The following is a 16,137-nucleotide window of genomic DNA, read 5'->3' as shown; positions in this document are numbered from 1 at the left end:
GACTTTTTCGCCGTCGCTTTCGCATAGCGTTTTCGAGCGAAGTGGATACCGGTTCGCGTAAAGAAAACGCGTCAAAACAAGAATGGCTGGCTGCGCATGGAGGAGACGACATGGCAAAGGCAATTCCGGCTCGCGCCTGCCCGGTCGCTGCGTTTCAGAAGATGATCAGCGGCAAGTACAAGCTCCGCATCGTCTGGGACCTCAGGGACGGTCCGCGCCGCTATGGCGAGATCAGGAGCGGCCTGTTGCGCGGCATGGCCGGCAGCGCCGAGATCACCCCGCGCGTGCTCAGCCGCGAATTGAAGGCGCTGACCCAAAGCGGCCTGATCGACCGCAAGGATTTTGGCGAGGTGCCGCCGAAGGTCGAGTATCGCCTGACCCGCAAGGGCAAGAGCTTCGTGCCGGTCGTTGCGGCGATCCGCGAATGGGGCGAGCGCAACCTCAGTGAGACGGCAGCGTTGGCGGAGGCCGCCGAGTAACGCTCACATCTCACCGGTGATGAACGGATTGGTCATCCGTTCCTGGCCGATGCTCGAGCCGGCGCCGTGGCCGCAGATGAAGCCGACGTCGTCGCCGAGCGGCAAAAGCTTGGTCGTGATCGAGTTGATCAGCGTGGCGTGACTGCCGCCAGGCAGGTCGGTGCGCCCGACCGAGCCGGCAAACAGCACGTCGCCGACATGGGCAAAGCGCAAGTCCTTGTTGAAGAACACCACGCTGCCGGGCGAGTGGCCCGGGCAGTGCAGAATGTCGAAATGCAGCCCGCCGATCGACACACTGTCACCCTCGTCGAGCCAGCGGTCCGGCTCGAAATTGCGGCCGCCTGTCATGCCGAAGCGGGCGCCGCTCTCGACCACGTTGTCGAGCAGGAATTTATCCGCGACATGCGGCCCCTCGATCGGCACCTTCAGCGCATCGCGCAATTCGGCCGCGCCGCCGACATGGTCGATATGGCCGTGGGTCAGCCAGATCTTCTCCACGGTGACGCCGGTCTGCTTGATCGCGTCCAGAATCTTCGGCACGTCCCCGCCGGGGTCGATCACCACGGCCTTCTTGCCGGGCTCGTCCCAGATGATGGTGCAGTTCTGCTCGAACAGCGTCACGGGGACGATGATCGCGCCGGCCTTGGCTTGCGAGGACTCTTGGGTGTCATTTTGCTCGGTCATGGGCCTCACAATGCCGATTTTTGCCATGCCGCCAAGCAAAAGATTCGTGCCTCGCCCCGGAACGGCCGCACCTACCGTCACACGGCCGTCCCAATTCGCCTGCTGGTTTGAACCGCAGCGTTCGTTCCGCGTTCACTCGCGCGAGACGCAGATTTTTGGGTGGGTTTTCCGGCATGGCTCAGGGCGGCGACAATTGGTGGCGCGACGGCATCTTCTATCAGATCTACCCGCGCTCCTTTCAGGACACAGACGGTGACGGCGTCGGCGATCTCGCCGGCATTTTGCGGCGGCTGCCTTACGTGAAATCGCTCGGCGTCGACGCGATCTGGCTGTCGCCGATCTTTCCCTCGCCGATGGCCGATTTCGGCTACGACATCTCCGACTATACCGGCATCGATCCGCTGTTCGGCACGATGGAAGATTTCGATGCGCTGCTCGCGGCTGCGCATGACAACGGCCTGAAGCTGATCCTCGACCTCGTGCCGAACCACACATCGAGCCAGCATCCCTGGTTCGTCGAGAGCCGGTCCTCGCGCGATAATCCCAAGCGCGACTGGTACGTCTGGCGCGATCCGGCCGCCGATGGCGGGGTCCCGAACAACTGGCTGTCCGAATTCGGCGGCAGCGCCTGGCAGTTCGACGAGACGGCAGGTCAGTATTACTACCACGCCTTCCTTGCCGAGCAGCCGGATCTCAACTGGCGCAATCCGGATGTCCGCGTGGCGATCTACGACGCGATGCGGTTCTGGCTGGAGAAGGGCGTCGACGGCTTCCGCGTCGACGTGATCTGGCACCTGATCAAGGATGCCGAATTCCGCGACAACCCGCCGAACCCGCATTACGTCGAGGGCCGGCCGCCGAACGAGAAGATCCTGACGCAATACTCCACCGACCAGCCGGAGGTGCATGACGTCATCGCCGAGATGCGGCGCGTCACGGATGCATATCGCGACCGCGTGCTGATCGGCGAGATCTATCTGCCGCTGCACCGGCTGATGGCCTATTACGGCAACGATCTCACCGGCGCGCAGATGCCGTTCAACTTCGCGCTGCTCTCGACGTTCTGGAGCGCGCGCTCGATCGAGACAATCGTCGAGGATTACGAGAAGGCGCTGCCGAAGGGCGCCTGGCCGAACTGGGTGCTCGGCAATCACGATCGTCCGCGCGTCGCAAGCCGTGTCGGGCCGGAGCAGGCCCGCGTCGCCGCCATGCTGCTGCTGACCCTGCGCGGTACGCCGACGCTCTATTACGGCGACGAGATCGGCATGCATCAGCTGGCAATTGCGCCTGCGGACGTGCGCGATCCCTTCGAGAAGAACGTGCCCGGCATCGGCGTCGGGCGCGACGGCTGCCGGACGCCGATGCAGTGGGATGCGTCGCCGGCCAGCGGCTTCTCCGGCGTAAGGCCCTGGCTGCCGCTGCCGGAGGACCATATCCACGAGAACGTCGCCGACCTCGAAGCCGATTCGCGTTCGATCCTCAGTCTGTACAAGCGGCTGATTGCCTTGCGGAAGGCATCTCCGGCGCTGGTCGAGGGCGACTACCATCCGATCGCGGCGCAAGGCGATCTCCTGATCTATCGCCGCGAGGCGGAGGGCACCGCGGTGATCGTCGTGCTCAATCTCGGGCCCGACCCGATCGCCGTGACCACCAGTGCGATCCGTTTCGACAGCGAGATCTTGCTGTCGACGTTTCTGGATCGCGAGGGCGAGAGGCTGGAAGGCGTGCTGGACCTGCGCGGGAACGAGGGCGTGGTGGTGATGCAGCCACATACCTAGCTGTCGTCCCGCAAGAGCAGAGCTAAGAGGTGGCCACCGCTATCTCCCCGTCATTGCGAGCGCAGCGAAGCAATCCAGAATCTTTTCGCGGCGAAAGTCTGGATTGCTTCGCGACGCTCGCAATGACGATCCTTGAAGCAGCGGTGCAGGCCACGGCATCTCGACATCACCCCGGATGCTTGTTGCCCGCCGTATTCCCGTCGATATCACTCCGCTTCAAGAGATAATCCAGCCCGCCGACGCGGTACCAGCGATAGCCATAGGGCTCCAGCACGACGCGATGCTGGCCGCGCTTGTCGGCGTGGCTGTGATCCTCCGCGAGCAGGTTGATCAGGTGCGCGCCGGCGTCGCCGGGCAATCCCGCCGAGAACGCGATCTCGCGCGGCTTCTCATCCAGATTGTGCACGAACAGCACGGAATTGTTGCGCCAGTCGTAGCGCATGATGAACATGGCGGGATCGCGCGTCGGAATGATCGCGAAGTCGCCCCAGCCGATCTCGGGCACCTCCTTGCGCATGCGGACGATGCGCTCGGTCCAGTTCAGCATGGAATTGGGATCGCGCCGCTGTTTCGCGACATTGACGTGCTCGTAGCCGTAGGGGCCGGTGTCGATGACCGGGCATGCCGGCTTGTTGCTCTTGGTGAAGCCGCCATGCGGCTCGGTCGACCATTGCATCGGCGTGCGCGCGCAATTGCGCTCCGGCAGCGCGAGATCGTCGCCCATCGCGATCTCGTCGCCGTAGCGGATGACAGGCGTCCCCGGCAGCGTGCACATCAGGCTGTAGGCGAGCTCGAGCCGCCTTCGGTCGCCGCCGAGCATCGGCGCGAAGCGGCGGCGAATGCCGCGATCGTAGAGCTGCATGTCCTTGTCCGGTCCGAAGCGCTTGAACACGATGTCGCGCTGCGCCTTGGTCAGGCGTCCCAGATCGAGCTCGTCGTGATTGCGCAGGAACAGGCCCCATTGCGCGCTGGCCGGCCGTGGCCTGGTCGCCTTCAGCGCCTTCGCCAGCGGACGCGAGTCGCCGGATGCCAGCGCATAGAACAGATGCTGGTTGACGTGGAAGTTGAACATCATGTGCATGCGGTCGCCGTCGCGGCCGAAATATTCCATGTCGGTTTCCGGCAGCACGTTGGCTTCGGCGAGGATGATGGCGTCGCCCTGCCGCCATTGCAGGAATTCGCGGAACACGCGCAGCATGTCGTACTGCTCGACCGGCTTCTTCACCTTCGCGCCCTTGGTGGCGATCACGAACGGCACGGCGTCCATGCGGAAGCCGGACACGCCGAGCTGGATCCAGAAGCCCATGATCTTCAGGATCTCGGCCTGCACGCGCGGGTTCGAGGTGTTGAGGTCGGGCTGGAAATCGTAGAAGCGGTGGAAGAACCAGGCGCCGGCTTCCTTGTCGCGCGTCCAGGTCGATTTCTGCACACCGGGAAACACCATACCCTTGTTGGCGCCGGCCGGCTTCTTGTCCGACCACACATACCAGTCGCGATAGGGCGAATTCTTGTCGCGCCGCGCCTCCTTGAACCAGTGATGCTGGTCGGAGGTGTGGTTGACGACGAGGTCGATGATGATGCGGATGCCGCGCTGTTTGCAGCCATGGGTGAATTCGACGAAGTCGCCGAGCGTGCCGTAGCGGGAATCGACGCTGTAATAGTCGGCGATGTCGTAGCCGTCGTCGCGGCCCGGCGAGGTCTGGAACGGCATCAGCCAGATCGTGGTGATGCCGAGGCCGTGCAAATAGTCGAGCCGCCGCAGCAGGCCCTTGAAGTCGCCGACGCCGTCGCCATTGGCATCCATATAGGTGCCGACGGAGAGGCAGTAGATCACGCCGTTCTTGTACCAGAGATCGTCGATCATGCGCGCGCCGCCTCGATGCTCCGCCGAGGTGCGGCGGCTGCGTGATAAGTGCGTGGGGAAGGGGAGGTTCCCGCGCTCCGCTGTCGTCCCGGGGCGCGACGAAGTCGCGAGCCCGGGACCCATAGCCACAGGGAGTGGTTTTGCGAAGACTCGGGGTTGCCGGCTTCGCCCCACAACTCCTCCCTGTGGTTATGGATTCTGGGCTCGCGCTTCCGCTTTCGCTCTTCGAGCTACGGCGGACAAGCCGCGCGCCCCGGAATGACGGGCCCACCGGAATCGGCTAAGCTCCCCCCATGGACAGCACCGCCCGCAACATCGCCCTGGTTCCGCCGCCCGACCGCCGCCAGTCCGAGACGGCGCTGGCGATCGCGCGCGGCACGGCGCGGCTCTTACGCTCGCTCGGCTTTACCTGCATCAGCGAACTGCCGCTGCCGTCGGGCCGGCGCGCCGATCTGGTGGCGCTCAACGAGCGCGGCGAGATCTGGATCGTGGAGATCAAATCGTCGGTCGAGGATTTGCGTGCCGACCAGAAATGGCACGAATACCGCGCCCATTGCGATCGGCTGTTCTTCGCCTTCACGCAGGATCTGCCGTGCGAGATCTTCCCGCAAGACACCGGCCTGATCATCGCGGACGCCTACGGCGCGCATCTGCACTGCGAGGCGCCCGAGCACAAGATCGCCGCTGCCACGCGCAAGCAGATGACGGTGCGTTTTGCCATGGCGGCAGCCTTGCGGATCAACCGTCTGGTCGACCCGCAGGGCCACGCGGATTTTTGGGAATAGCGGCGCCGCGGGCGCGGACGCCGTAGGGTGGGCAAAGCGACTTGTCCGCCGTAGCTCAAAGAGCGAAGGCGGAAGCGTGCCCACCATTTCAACCAACCACGATTGAAGCAGGGATGGTGGGCACGGCGCTACGCGCCTTTGCCCACCCTACGAGACCGTTACCGCGGCGCGCGCTTGGCCAGAATCCGCTGCAACGTACGACGGTGCATATTCAGTCTGCGCGCCGTCTCCGAGACGTTGCGGTTGCACATCTCGTAGATGCGCTGGATGTGCTCCCAGCGGACGCGGTCGGCGGACATCGGGTTGGTCGGCAACTCGGATTTTTCCGAGCTGGTCGAGAGCAGCGCGGCGACGACGTCGTCGGCATCCGCGGGCTTCGACAGATAATCGATCGCACCCATCTTCACGGCGGTCACGGCGGTGGCGATGTTGCCATAGCCGGTCAGCACGATCGCGCGGGCTTCGGGGCGCTTCTTCTTCAGCGCGGAGACGACGTCGAGACCATTGCCGTCGCCGAGCCGCAGATCCACCACGGCGAATGCGGGCGCGGCCTTGCCGATCTGCGCGAGGCCATCCGAGACGGTGTCACACGACGTCACCGCAAAGCCACGGGTCTCCATCGCGCGCGACAACCGCTCCAGGAACGGCTTGTCGTCCTCCACGATGAGAAGCGAGCGGTCGGTCTGTTCGTTCAGTTCGGCGATGGCGTTCAAGGTGTTGTCCTCTCTCTGCACATCCACATATGGCGTCGCAATCAGGCGGTGCCAAGGCCGCAAATAGTCGATCGGCCCTGCCGTGCGACGCAAGGTCGCGGGCTATCCTATTGTTTCTTCGAGCGTCTCGATAGTCTCAAAACGCTCTCTCGGCCAACTGATGTGAACCACAGCACCGTGTTCCGGAAAGGTCCGGTTGGTAAACGAAACCTTGGCCCCGGTGCGTTCCAGCAAGGTGCGCGCGATGAACACGCCAAGTCCGAGCCCGCGCCGTTCGCCGCCGCCGTCATCCAGATTGCGCCGCCGCGACAAATAGGGCTCGCCGATCCGGTTAAGGATGTCGGGCGGGATACCCGGGCCGTCGTCGGAGATCACGAGCTCGATCGTTTCCTTGTTCCACCATGCATTTACCTCGACGGTGGTGCGGGCGAAATCGACCGCGTTCTCGACGATGTTGCCGACGCCGTAGAGGATCGCCGGGTTGCGCGAGCCGATCGGCTCGGCGAAGGCCGCGACCGCGATCCGCACCTTGATGTCGACGCCGAAATCGCGGTGCGGCGCCACCACCTCCTCGATCAGCTCAGACATTTTCATGCGGTCGAACGGCGCGCCTTCGGAGGAAAGCTGGGTGATCTTGCTCAAGATGTCGCGGCAGCGCTGGGTCTGCTCGCGCAGGGTTTTCAGGTCGGCGGCGAAACTTGGGTCTTTCACCGTCTTTTCCAGCTCGCGCGAGATCAGGAAGATGGTCGCGAGCGGCGTGCCGAGCTCGTGCGCGGCTGCGGCAGCCAGGCCGTCGAGCTGGGTCAGATGCTGCTCGCGAGTCAGCACCAGCTCGGTCGCAGCCAGCGCGTCGGCGAGCTTGCGCGCCTCCTCCGTCACCTGGAACGAGTAGAGGCTGGTGACGCCGATCGCGAGCACGATCGAGAGCCAGATGCCGATGAGATAAATCGGCGGTAGCACCAGGGGATCGTCGGAATCCCAGGGCAGCGGCAGATGGAAGAAGAACAGCACCGAGGCACAGGCCACCGCCAGCAGGCCGAGGCCGAAGGTGAAGCGGGCCGGCAGCGCGGTGGCCGAGATCAGCACCGGCGCGAGGAACAGGAACGAGAATGGGTTCTGCAGTCCGCCGGTGAAGAACAGCAGCCCCGCCAGCTCCACGAGGTTCAGCGCGAGCAGTCCGGCCGCCTGCATCGGCTCCAGCCGTTGCAGCGGATTGGACACGGTCTGGAGCGCCAGGTTGAGCGCCGCCGACAGCGCGATGATGCTGACGCAGGGGACGATCTCGACGTTGAACTCCAGCCCCTGCGCCACGATGAAGATCGCGGCGAGCTGGCCGAGCACCGCCAGCCAGCGCAGCCGCAGGATCGTGTCCAGGCGGATGTGCCGCTGTGCATGGCGGAAGTCGGTATCGGCGGTCTCAGTCATCTCGGCCAATGTGGTGGTGCCTTCTCGGTCACAAACGCAGGGCTCGCGGAACCACCCGGATTACAAGCCTTGCGCTCCCCGCTGCAATAGCAGAAGAACGGCTAGCATGACCGGGAACGACAAAGCTTCAAGTCCGCCGACTGTCGCGGAGCGCGGCTCCTCTGCGGCCATTGCGGTCGATCACCTCGTCAAGGTCTACAAGCAGACCCGCGCCGTCGACGATATCTCCTTTTCGCTGCCGCGCGGCAGCATCACCGGGCTTTTGGGCGGCAACGGCGCCGGCAAGACCACGACCATCGCGATGATCATGGGCCTGGTGCTGCCGACCTCGGGCCGCGTGCAGGTGCTCGGGCATCGGATGCCGGAGGAGAGCGCGGCGGTGCTGGGGCGGATGAATTTCGAGAGCCCCTATGTCGACATGCCGATGCGGCTCACGGTGCGGCAGAACCTCACCGTGTTCGGCAAGCTCTATGCGGTGAAGGACGTCTCCGATCGCATCGCCAGGCTGGCCGACGAGCTCGATCTCACCGAATTCATCGACCGCGCCAACGGCAAGCTCTCCGCCGGGCAGAAGACCCGCGTCGCGCTGGCGAAGGCGCTGATCAACCAGCCCGAGCTGCTGCTGCTGGACGAGCCCACCGCCTCGCTCGACCCGGATACGGCCGACTGGGTGCGGGCGCATATGGAGCGCTATCGCAAGGAGAACAACGCCACCATCCTTTTGGCCTCGCACAACATGCTCGAGGTCGAGCGGCTCTGCGACCGCGTCATCATCATGAAGCGCGGTCGCATCGAGGACGACGACACGCCGGAGGCCATCATGGCGCGCTACAACCGCACCACGCTGGAGGAGGTGTTCCTGGACGTCGCGCGCGGGCGGGTGAACGGTGCGAAGGAGGCGGCGCGATGACCGAGCTCTCCCTCCACGGCGGCATTTCCATCCATCGCATCGGCGCGATGATCCTGCGCTACTGGTATCTGTTGATGTCGTCCTGGCCGCGGCTGCTTGAGCTGCTTTATTGGCCCGCGCTCCAGGTCATCACCTGGGGCTTTCTCCAGCTCTACATCGCCGAGAACGCCAATTTCTTCGCGCGCGCCGGCGGCACGCTGATCGGCGCCGTCATCCTCTGGGACATTCTGTTCCGCGGCCAGCTCGGCTTTTCGATCTCGTTCCTGGAGGAGATGTGGGCCCGCAACATCGGCAACCTCATGATGAGTCCCTTGAAGCCGATCGAGTTTCTGCTGTCGCTGATGATCATGAGCATGATCCGGCTCGCGATCGGCGTCATCCCGATGACGCTGCTCGCGCTGTTCCTGTTTCACTTCAACGTCTACGCCCTCGGCCTGCCGCTGATCGCGTTCTTCTGCAATCTGATCTTCACCAGCTGGGCGGTCGGCATCTTCGTCTCGGGGCTGGTGCTGCGAAACGGCCTCGGCGCCGAGAGCATCGTCTGGACCCTGATGTTCGCCATCATGCCGCTCGCCTGCGTCTACTATCCCGTCAGCGTGCTGCCGGCATGGCTGCAATACGTCGCCTGGTCGCTGCCGCCGACCTATGTGTTCGAGGGAATGCGGACACTCCTGATCGAACACACCTTCAGGACCGATCTGATGTTGAGTGCGTTGGCCATCAATGCGGTGCTGCTGGTTGCATCTTTTGGGGCATTCCTTGCCCTTTTGCGGAGCGCCAAGAAGCACGGCTCGCTGCTCTCGAGCGGTGAATAACCTCACTTTCCCGTGGATTCAGGCTGGTTTGGCCGTTCAGGGCCCGTAGATGTACGGAACCATGCATTGACGCAATATTACGCATTCGGCAGTATGCTGCGATGCGAAGAGGAATATAACGATGCCTATTGGTGAGTTCGGCGGCGCGCCGCCCCTGGCGGCCGAAGGCAGTCCGGTCCTGACGACGCCGATGTACTGGATGTACGAGATGGCGCAGGCCTCTCTCAATCCGGCGCGTGCGGTCACCGACGCGACCAAGCTCCTGTTTCAGAACCCCCTCAATCCGTGGGCGCGCACCGAGGTCGGCAAGTCGGTCGCCGCGGCCTGTGAATTGTTCGAACGCACCACGCGCCGTTACGGCAAGCCGGAATGGGGTCTCAACGACACCGAGGTCAACGGCATCCGCGTCCCCGTCGAGGTCCGCTCGGTCTGGGAAAAGCCGTTCTGCAACCTGCTCTACTTCGATCGCAAGTTCGCTCGTCCCTTGCGCAGCCCGCAGCCGCGGGTGCTGATCGTGGCGCCGATGTCCGGCCACTACGCGACGCTGCTGCGCGGCACGGTCGAGGCTTTCCTGCCGGCGCATGAGGTCTACATCACCGATTGGGCCGACGCCCGCATGGTGCCCCTGAGCGAAGGCCGCTTCGATCTCGACGACTACATCGACTACGTCATCGAGATGCTGCACGTCCTTGGCGGCAACACCCATGTCATGGCGGTGTGCCAGCCCTCCGTTCCCGTCGTTGCCGCCGTCTCGATCATGGAAGCGCGGCGCGATCCCTTCGTGCCGACCTCGATGACGCTGATGGGCGGCCCGATCGACACCCGCCGCAATCCGACGGGCGTGAACAAGCTCGCCCAGGAGCGCGGCATCGACTGGTTCCGCAACACCGTCATCACCAAGGTGCCGTTCCCGCATCCGGGCATGATGCGCGACGTCTATCCGGGCTTCCTGCAGCTCAACGGCTTCATCAGCATGAACCTCGACCGGCACATGGACGCCCACAAGCGCCTGTTCGCCAACCTGGTGAAGGGCGACGGCGACCTCGTCGACAAGCATCGCGACTTCTACGACGAATATCTCGCGGTGATGGATCTCTCCGCCGAGTATTATCTGCAGACGGTCGATACCGTATTCGTGAAGCACTCGCTGCCGAAGGGCGAGATGACCCATCGCGGAACACGCGTCGACCCCTCGAAGGTCACGCGCGTGGCGCTGATGACGGTCGAAGGCGAGAACGACGACATCTCCGGGCTCGGTCAGACCGAAGCAACGCACACATTGTGCAGCTCGATCCCCGATCATCGCCGCGTTCATTACGTCCAGAAGGGCGTCGGACATTACGGCGTGTTCAACGGCTCGCGCTTCAAGTCGGAAATCGTGCCGCGCATCCATGACTTCATGGTCTCGGCTGCGAATCCGAGCTCGTTGCAGGCTCTCGCGGCCGAATAAGCGCGTTTTTCGGCTTTCCCGCTGAAAATCAACACTTCGCCGGGGGTTCCAGCAGGGGCTGGTTCCCTCCAGATTCGCGGTATTTAGGTAGCTTTGTAGGAGTGATTCCTACCTCACCCCTTGGGGGTGCCGCATGCGTCCAGCGGGGGCGAAAAAACCGGGTTCCAACCCCAGTCTGTAGGGTCTCCCGGACGCTGGACCGCTGTATATTGGGCAAATGATTTGTTTTTGCGCCGAGCGCTTTCCCTGGCGGCGGTTATGGCAGAATCCGGGCGCCCTCCTGCCCCCCGGACTGACAGACATGGCCACTCGCGCACTTCTCTATCGGCGGCCCCACGAGCCGAAGACCTTGGTCATCACCCATGGATCGCAGTTTTTTGCGATTCGATTGCGCCGGCACCGCCGCGCGCGCCGCTACACGCTCAGAATCCATCCGAGCGATCGCGAAGCCATCCTCACCATCCCGCCGCGCGGCACGCTGGCCGAAGCCAAGGACTTCGCGCAACGTCACGGTGCGTGGATCGCTGCGCGTCTCGGGCGTTTGCCGAAGGCTGCGCCGTTCCAACCCGGCACAGTGATACCGCTACGCGGCAACCCCCATCGTATCGTTCATCGTGCCGGCACGCGCGGCACGGTCTGGACGGAAGTGCGCGACAGCGGTGAACGCATTCTCTGCGTCGCCGGCGGGGTCGAATATGTCGACCGCCGCGTCAGCGACTTCCTCAAGCGCGAGGCGCGCCACGATCTCCAGCGCTCGGCGGAGGCCTATGCCGTCGAGCTCGGCGTCAAGGTCAAGCGCCTCTCGATCCGCGATCAGTCCAGCCGTTGGGGCTCCTGCACCTCGGCGGGCTCGCTGTCGTTCTCCTGGCGCCTGATCCTCGCGCCGCCTTACGTGCTCGACTACCTCGCCGCGCACGAGGTCGCCCATCTCGTCGAGATGAACCACTCGGCGCGGTTCTGGCGCGTCTGCGGAAAGGTCTGCCCGTCGATGGAGCGCGCCAAGAAGTGGCTCGACACGCACGGCAACGACCTGCACCGCTACGGCGTCGAGAATTAGGGCGCGCTGCTAGCCCAACACTGACTGTCGTCGCCCGGCTTGACCGGGCGACCCAGTATTCCAGAGACTGTTGTTGTTGAGCCGAAACGCCGCGGCGTACCGGATTCCCCGTTGGAGCCCGTCATCGGGCTCGCCGAAGGCGAGACCCGGTGGCGGAGAATGACAGCGGACGACAGCTGACCCGCGGTATCAATTCGTCGCTCGGATCAGGCGCTGTAATCCGCGCTTGCTCCCGGCTGCGCCCGTGACGCGAGATAGAACGATTGCAATTGGGCGCTGGCTTTCTGACCCTCGGCCAGCATCGCCTGGAAGGCCGCGTCGAGTTGATCGCGGCTATAGATCGCAGAATTGCTTTGACGCGGTGTCCATTGCGATTGCGTGATCGCGGTGGACGCTTTTTCGACGGAGCCGCCAAGCAGCTTGGCGTAATTGTCGGCTCGCCATTGCGCCAGATCGGGTCCACTCAGACCGGGAGGATCCTCGAGCTTGCCGATCTTTGCGGCCGCCGCGTTGGTCATCGTCGAGGACCCGCCATTGTACAGAGTGGCCACCACCTTGCCGTCAACCTTCACCTGGGCATAGGTATTCTCAGGCGCATCGTCCGAGACGGCCGGTTGAGTCGCGCTCGCGCCGTGGGTCATCAGCCAATTCGTTGCCATCAGGTCGCGCAGGACCGGGTTATCCGCCACCGAGATCGGCTTGGCGCCTTGCAGCGGCTTGAGCTGCGACACGTCAATTCCAGGTGCGCTGGTCGCTGCGTCGGTCTCGGCGGGCGCCTCCGAGAGGACACCCGATGTCGGGTTTGAATTGGACGTTGATGAGGGACGCAGATAGCTCGATGCCGGGTTGGACAGGCCTGAAATCATGGAACGCTCCTTCCCACTAAACCCGAGTCTTCGCGACTCAACCTAAGAGAGCAATTCCTGGGCCGATGTCGGAGCTTTGAAGAGACTGGTGTTTTGGCGTTCGGAAACTTCCCGGCGTCGGTAAATCTTGCCGCCATAGGCAGGACTTGCCTTTGGGAACCGCGGACTGTGGCATCGCGCGAATGAGTTCGAATGCGTGCATTGCAGCTGCATTCGGTCCACTCAATCGTCAAATGCTATGCTGCCGCCACGCCTTGCGCGCTGGCGACCGAATGCTCTGACGCGCCAATGAGTTCGCGAGCTTCACCGCGCATCGCGCCGGATATCACCGGCTACTGTGCATGGGGTTGTTTTCACGTTTTTTGTTTTGAGGCCCTGGGGACCTCAGCTCGAGGCTACCGATTTCCGCCGAACAGCCGGTCCATCAGCCAGCCGTCGAGGCCTGCTGCGGCTTCCGGCCGCACATTGGCGCGCGTCGGAGGCGGGCGATAGCCGCCGCTGCTCGCCGGTGCCGGCCCTGGCGCCGTCGTTGCCGTCGGCGGCGATACCTGCGATGCCGCCTGCGCGAGATTCGAGAGGCCCCAGGTCGCTTGCGAGTTCGGCAAGGCGGCCACCGGCACACCCTCGTGCGCCGTGCGCATGAAGCGGGACCAGACTTCGACCGGCAGGCCGCCGCCGGTCGCCTTCTTGGTCGGCGAGTTGTCGTCATTGCCGAGCCAGACGCCGGTGACGAGGTTGGCGGTGTAGCCGATGAACCAGGCGTCGCGGTAATCCTGGCTGGTACCGGTCTTGCCGGCCGCCGGCCAGCCGGGGATCTCCGCTTTCTTGGCGGTGCCTGATATCAGCGTCTCCCGCATCATCGTGTTCATCATGCCGACATAGCGCGGGTCGATGACCGGGTTGCGCTCTTCCGCTTGCCGCATGTAGAGCAGCTTGCCACTGAGCGTCCTGATCCGCGTGACGACGTGCGGCGCCACGGCGAAGCCGCCATTGGCGAAGGGCGCATAGGCGCCGACCAGCTCGACGACCGAGACTTCGGAGGTGCCGAGCGCGATCGAGGCATTGGGCTCGAGCTTCGAGGAGATGCCGAGCCGGTGCGCGGTCCGCACCACGTTCTTCGGCCCGACCTCGAGACCGAGGCGGATGGCGACGGTGTTGAGCGACATTGCCAGCCCCTGCGTCAGCGTCACCGCGCCGAAATATTCATGGGTGTAGTTCTCGGGCTTCCAGCCCTTGACCTCGATCGGCGCGTCCTGGCGCACCGTGTCCGGCGTCAGCCCCTGCTCGAGCGCGGTCAGGTACACGAACGGCTTGAACGAGGAGCCCGGCTGGCGCTTCGCAGTGACCGCGCGGTTGTACTGGCTGTCGGAATAGTTCCGCCCGCCGACCATGGCGCGCACCGCGCCGTCAGGCGTCATCGCCACGAGCGCGCCCTGGCTGACATTGAACTTGACGCTCTTGGCCGCGAGCTCGTCGATGATGGCGGCTTCCGCCACGCTCTGAAGCTTCGGATCGATCGTGGTCTCGACCTTGATGCTCTCATCGATCTGGCCGACCAGATCGTCCAGCACCTCGCCGATCCAGTCGGCGACGTAGTTGACCGTGCCGGCGCCGGCCGGCTTCACGTTGTAGGAGGGGTGGCCGATCGAGGCCTGCGCCTGCGCGTCGGTGATGAACTTGGCATCCGCCATCGCCGCGAGCACGATTTGCGCGCGCGCTTCCGCGCCTTCGGGATTGCGGTTCGGCGCCAGCCGCGACGGCGATTTGACGAGGCCGGCCAGCATCGCGGCCTCGGCGACGGTGACGTTCTTCGCCGACTTGCCGAAATATTTCTGCGCCGCGGCCTCGACGCCATAGGCGCCCGAGCCGAAATAGACGCGGTTGAGATAGAGCTCCAGAATCTCGTTCTTGGAATGCTTGCGCTCCAGCCAGATCGCGAGCTCCGCCTCCTGGAGCTTGCGCGCCATGGTCCGTTCCTGGGTAAGGAACAGGTTTTTCGCGAGCTGCTGCGTCAAGGTCGAGCCGCCCTGCGAGACGCCGCGATGGAGCACGTTGGTGACGAGGGCGCGCAGGATGCCAATCGGGTCGATGCCGAAATGCGAGTAGAAACGGCGGTCCTCGATGGCGATGAAGGCCTTCGGCAGATAGGGCGGCAGGTCCTGCAGCGAGACGTTGGCGCCGGCCATCTCGCCGCGCTGCGCCAGCATGCTGCCGTCGATGCCGACGATCTGGATCGTCGGCGGCCGCTTGGGAATCTCCAGCGACTGGATCGGCGGCAGATGGGCGCCGACATAGATCACGACGCCGATCACGGCGATCACGCCCCACAGGCCGAGCACCGCACCCCAATAGACGAGGCGGCCGAGGCTGAAGCCTCCGCCCGATTTCGACCGGCGCTTGGCGCCGCTGCGGCCGGCTGGTGCCTTCCGCTCGCGCGACGGCTCGTCGCCGGCATCCTCGCTCTTGCGCTTGGCGGATGGTTTCGTTGATTTCTTCGGCTTGTCCTCGCCGCCGGGGACGCGGTCGGCCGCGGTCAGGCGCAGATCGGCGAGCGCAGCAGGCAAGCCGAACAATGGCTCCTTCCGCCCACCCTTTTTCTTTCCCCACGCCATACGCAAAACGCCCGGTCAGCCCGCCTCGTCGCACGCTACCGGTCGCTGTTTAAGGCCCGGTTACCCAGAGCTTAACGCGCGATTAGGAGGTGCGGCATTCGCCTGCCGCAGTTCCGCTCGCCAGGCGGCAGAGCTAGGATCGCCGACATAAACAAGAGGGAACCGGCATGGGCCATATCGATCCGAGCAAGGAGATTTTTGCGCAGTTCCGGGACAACGATCGCCCCGGCCCGATCCACATGCTCAATCTGGTGCGTTTGCGCGAAGAGGCAGCCTATCCCGACGGCCGCAAGGCGAGCGGCGCGGAAGCCTATGCAGCCTATGGCCGCGAGAGCGGCCCGGTGTTCGAGCGCCTCGGCGGCCGCATCGTCTGGCAGGGCAAATTCGAGCTGATGCTGATCGGCCCGCAAGAGGAGCACTGGGACCATTGCTTCATCGCCGAATATCCAAGCGTTGCCGCCTTCGTCGAGATGATCCGCGATCCCGTCTATCGCGAAGCGGTGAAGCATCGCCAGGCCGCGGTGGAGGATTCACGGCTGATCCGGCACGCGGTGCTGCCGGTCGGGAAGAACTTTGGAGAAATACCGGAGTAGGCACCAATCTCTATCCGTCATCCTGAAGCGCGAGCTCTTGCGAGCCTCGAAGGATGAAAGGCCCCGATGCTTCTACGCTGCGACCAGCCGGGCCGTCGCCCTTCGA

14 protein-coding genes are annotated in these 16,137 nt (G+C 64.3%); 8 read left to right on the top strand and 6 right to left on the bottom strand.

Annotation, left to right across the window (positions count from 1 at the left end; genetic code table 11):
- Positions 1-110: 110 nt before the first annotated feature.
- Positions 111-479, top strand: coding sequence for a helix-turn-helix domain-containing protein (locus tag OWC48_RS26250; protein WP_282522561.1), 369 nt, complete (start codon positions 111-113; stop codon positions 477-479).
- A gap of 3 nt (positions 480-482) precedes the next feature.
- On the opposite strand, the gene OWC48_RS26245 is transcribed toward OWC48_RS26250, so the two are convergent.
- A complete protein-coding gene (locus OWC48_RS26245) occupies positions 483-1,163 on the bottom strand; it encodes an MBL fold metallo-hydrolase (protein ID WP_282522560.1) in 681 nt (226 codons plus the stop codon).
- A 173-nt stretch (positions 1,164-1,336) separates the two neighbouring features.
- On the opposite strand from OWC48_RS26245, the gene OWC48_RS26240 reads away from it, so the two are divergent.
- Positions 1,337-2,941, top strand: a complete 1,605-nt coding sequence (locus tag OWC48_RS26240; RefSeq protein ID WP_282522559.1) for an alpha-amylase family glycosyl hydrolase — start codon at positions 1,337-1,339, stop codon at positions 2,939-2,941.
- 166 nt (positions 2,942-3,107) lie between these two features.
- Here the strand turns inward: OWC48_RS26240 and OWC48_RS26235 are convergent, their stop codons facing one another.
- Positions 3,108-4,805, bottom strand: a complete 1,698-nt coding sequence (locus OWC48_RS26235; RefSeq protein ID WP_282522558.1) for an alpha-amylase family protein — start codon at positions 4,803-4,805, stop codon at positions 3,108-3,110.
- A 293-nt stretch (positions 4,806-5,098) separates the two neighbouring features.
- Here OWC48_RS26235 and OWC48_RS26230 point away from each other — a divergent pair, with 293 nt between their 5' ends.
- Positions 5,099-5,590 (top strand): MmcB family DNA repair protein, encoded by a 492-nt coding sequence (locus OWC48_RS26230; RefSeq protein ID WP_282522557.1) that lies wholly within the window; start codon positions 5,099-5,101, stop codon positions 5,588-5,590.
- A gap of 158 nt (positions 5,591-5,748) precedes the next feature.
- Here OWC48_RS26230 and OWC48_RS26225 read toward each other — a convergent pair whose 3' ends face one another.
- Together OWC48_RS26225 and OWC48_RS26220 are read right to left on the bottom strand one after the other, a co-directional pair.
- Positions 5,749-6,303, bottom strand: a complete 555-nt coding sequence (locus OWC48_RS26225) for an ActR/PrrA/RegA family redox response regulator transcription factor (protein WP_014491094.1) — start codon at positions 6,301-6,303, stop codon at positions 5,749-5,751.
- A gap of 102 nt (positions 6,304-6,405) precedes the next feature.
- The gene (locus OWC48_RS26220) at positions 6,406-7,728 is read right to left on the bottom strand and encodes an ActS/PrrB/RegB family redox-sensitive histidine kinase (protein ID WP_282522643.1); all 1,323 of its coding nucleotides are present in this window, start codon (positions 7,726-7,728) and stop codon (positions 6,406-6,408) included.
- Between the two features lie 106 nt (positions 7,729-7,834).
- Here OWC48_RS26220 and OWC48_RS26215 point away from each other — a divergent pair, with 106 nt between their 5' ends.
- The 4 genes from OWC48_RS26215 (at position 7,835) to OWC48_RS26200 (ending at position 11,960) form a co-directional block, all read left to right on the top strand.
- On the top strand, positions 7,835-8,638 hold the full coding sequence (locus OWC48_RS26215) for an ABC transporter ATP-binding protein (RefSeq protein WP_282522556.1): 804 nt from the start codon (positions 7,835-7,837) through the stop codon (positions 8,636-8,638).
- Positions 8,635-9,453 carry an ABC transporter permease gene (locus OWC48_RS26210; RefSeq protein WP_282522555.1) on the top strand — a complete coding sequence of 273 codons (819 nt, stop codon included), beginning with the start codon at positions 8,635-8,637 and terminating at the stop codon, positions 9,451-9,453. Before OWC48_RS26215 ends, OWC48_RS26210 begins: the two co-directional genes overlap by 4 nt.
- Positions 9,454-9,574: 121 nt before the next feature.
- Entirely contained in the window at positions 9,575-10,903 is a 1,329-nt protein-coding gene (locus OWC48_RS26205; protein ID WP_282522554.1) for a polyhydroxyalkanoate depolymerase, read from the top strand.
- Between the two features lie 217 nt (positions 10,904-11,120).
- Positions 11,121-11,960, top strand: a complete 840-nt coding sequence (locus OWC48_RS26200) for a M48 family metallopeptidase (protein WP_282522553.1) — start codon at positions 11,121-11,123, stop codon at positions 11,958-11,960.
- A gap of 206 nt (positions 11,961-12,166) precedes the next feature.
- Here OWC48_RS26200 and OWC48_RS26195 read toward each other — a convergent pair whose 3' ends face one another.
- Together OWC48_RS26195 and OWC48_RS26190 are read right to left on the bottom strand one after the other, a co-directional pair.
- The gene (locus OWC48_RS26195) at positions 12,167-12,826 is read right to left on the bottom strand and encodes a hypothetical protein (RefSeq protein WP_282522552.1); all 660 of its coding nucleotides are present in this window, start codon (positions 12,824-12,826) and stop codon (positions 12,167-12,169) included.
- Between the two features lie 395 nt (positions 12,827-13,221).
- Positions 13,222-15,438 (bottom strand): transglycosylase domain-containing protein, encoded by a 2,217-nt coding sequence (locus OWC48_RS26190; protein ID WP_282522551.1) that lies wholly within the window; start codon positions 15,436-15,438, stop codon positions 13,222-13,224.
- A 167-nt stretch (positions 15,439-15,605) separates the two neighbouring features.
- On the opposite strand from OWC48_RS26190, the gene OWC48_RS26185 reads away from it, so the two are divergent.
- Entirely contained in the window at positions 15,606-16,031 is a 426-nt protein-coding gene (locus OWC48_RS26185) for a DUF1330 domain-containing protein (protein WP_282522550.1), read from the top strand.
- Positions 16,032-16,137: the final 106 nt, after the last annotated feature.

Source organism: Bradyrhizobium sp. Arg816 (assembly GCF_029989365.1).
Lineage (GTDB): Bacteria > Pseudomonadota > Alphaproteobacteria > Rhizobiales > Xanthobacteraceae > Bradyrhizobium.
The sequence above is the reverse complement of the archived record's forward strand: the minus strand, read 5'-3'. Positions and strand labels throughout refer to the sequence as shown.

Coding starts and splice junctions, on each gene's coding strand:
- OWC48_RS26250 (WP_282522561.1), top strand. CDS start 111: ATGGCAAAGGCAATTCCGGCTCGCGCCTGCCCGGTCGCTGCGTTTCAG.
- OWC48_RS26245 (WP_282522560.1), bottom strand. CDS start 1,163: ATGACCGAGCAAAATGACACCCAAGAGTCCTCGCAAGCCAAGGCCGGC.
- OWC48_RS26240 (WP_282522559.1), top strand. CDS start 1,337: ATGGCTCAGGGCGGCGACAATTGGTGGCGCGACGGCATCTTCTATCAG.
- OWC48_RS26235 (WP_282522558.1), bottom strand. CDS start 4,805: ATGATCGACGATCTCTGGTACAAGAACGGCGTGATCTACTGCCTCTCC.
- OWC48_RS26230 (WP_282522557.1), top strand. CDS start 5,099: ATGGACAGCACCGCCCGCAACATCGCCCTGGTTCCGCCGCCCGACCGC.
- OWC48_RS26220 (WP_282522643.1), bottom strand. CDS start 7,728: ATGACTGAGACCGCCGATACCGACTTCCGCCATGCACAGCGGCACATC.
- OWC48_RS26215 (WP_282522556.1), top strand. CDS start 7,835: ATGACCGGGAACGACAAAGCTTCAAGTCCGCCGACTGTCGCGGAGCGC.
- OWC48_RS26210 (WP_282522555.1), top strand. CDS start 8,635: ATGACCGAGCTCTCCCTCCACGGCGGCATTTCCATCCATCGCATCGGC.
- OWC48_RS26205 (WP_282522554.1), top strand. CDS start 9,575: ATGCCTATTGGTGAGTTCGGCGGCGCGCCGCCCCTGGCGGCCGAAGGC.
- OWC48_RS26200 (WP_282522553.1), top strand. CDS start 11,121: ATGATTTGTTTTTGCGCCGAGCGCTTTCCCTGGCGGCGGTTATGGCAG.
- OWC48_RS26195 (WP_282522552.1), bottom strand. CDS start 12,826: ATGATTTCAGGCCTGTCCAACCCGGCATCGAGCTATCTGCGTCCCTCA.
- OWC48_RS26190 (WP_282522551.1), bottom strand. CDS start 15,438: ATGGCGTGGGGAAAGAAAAAGGGTGGGCGGAAGGAGCCATTGTTCGGC.
- OWC48_RS26185 (WP_282522550.1), top strand. CDS start 15,606: ATGGGCCATATCGATCCGAGCAAGGAGATTTTTGCGCAGTTCCGGGAC.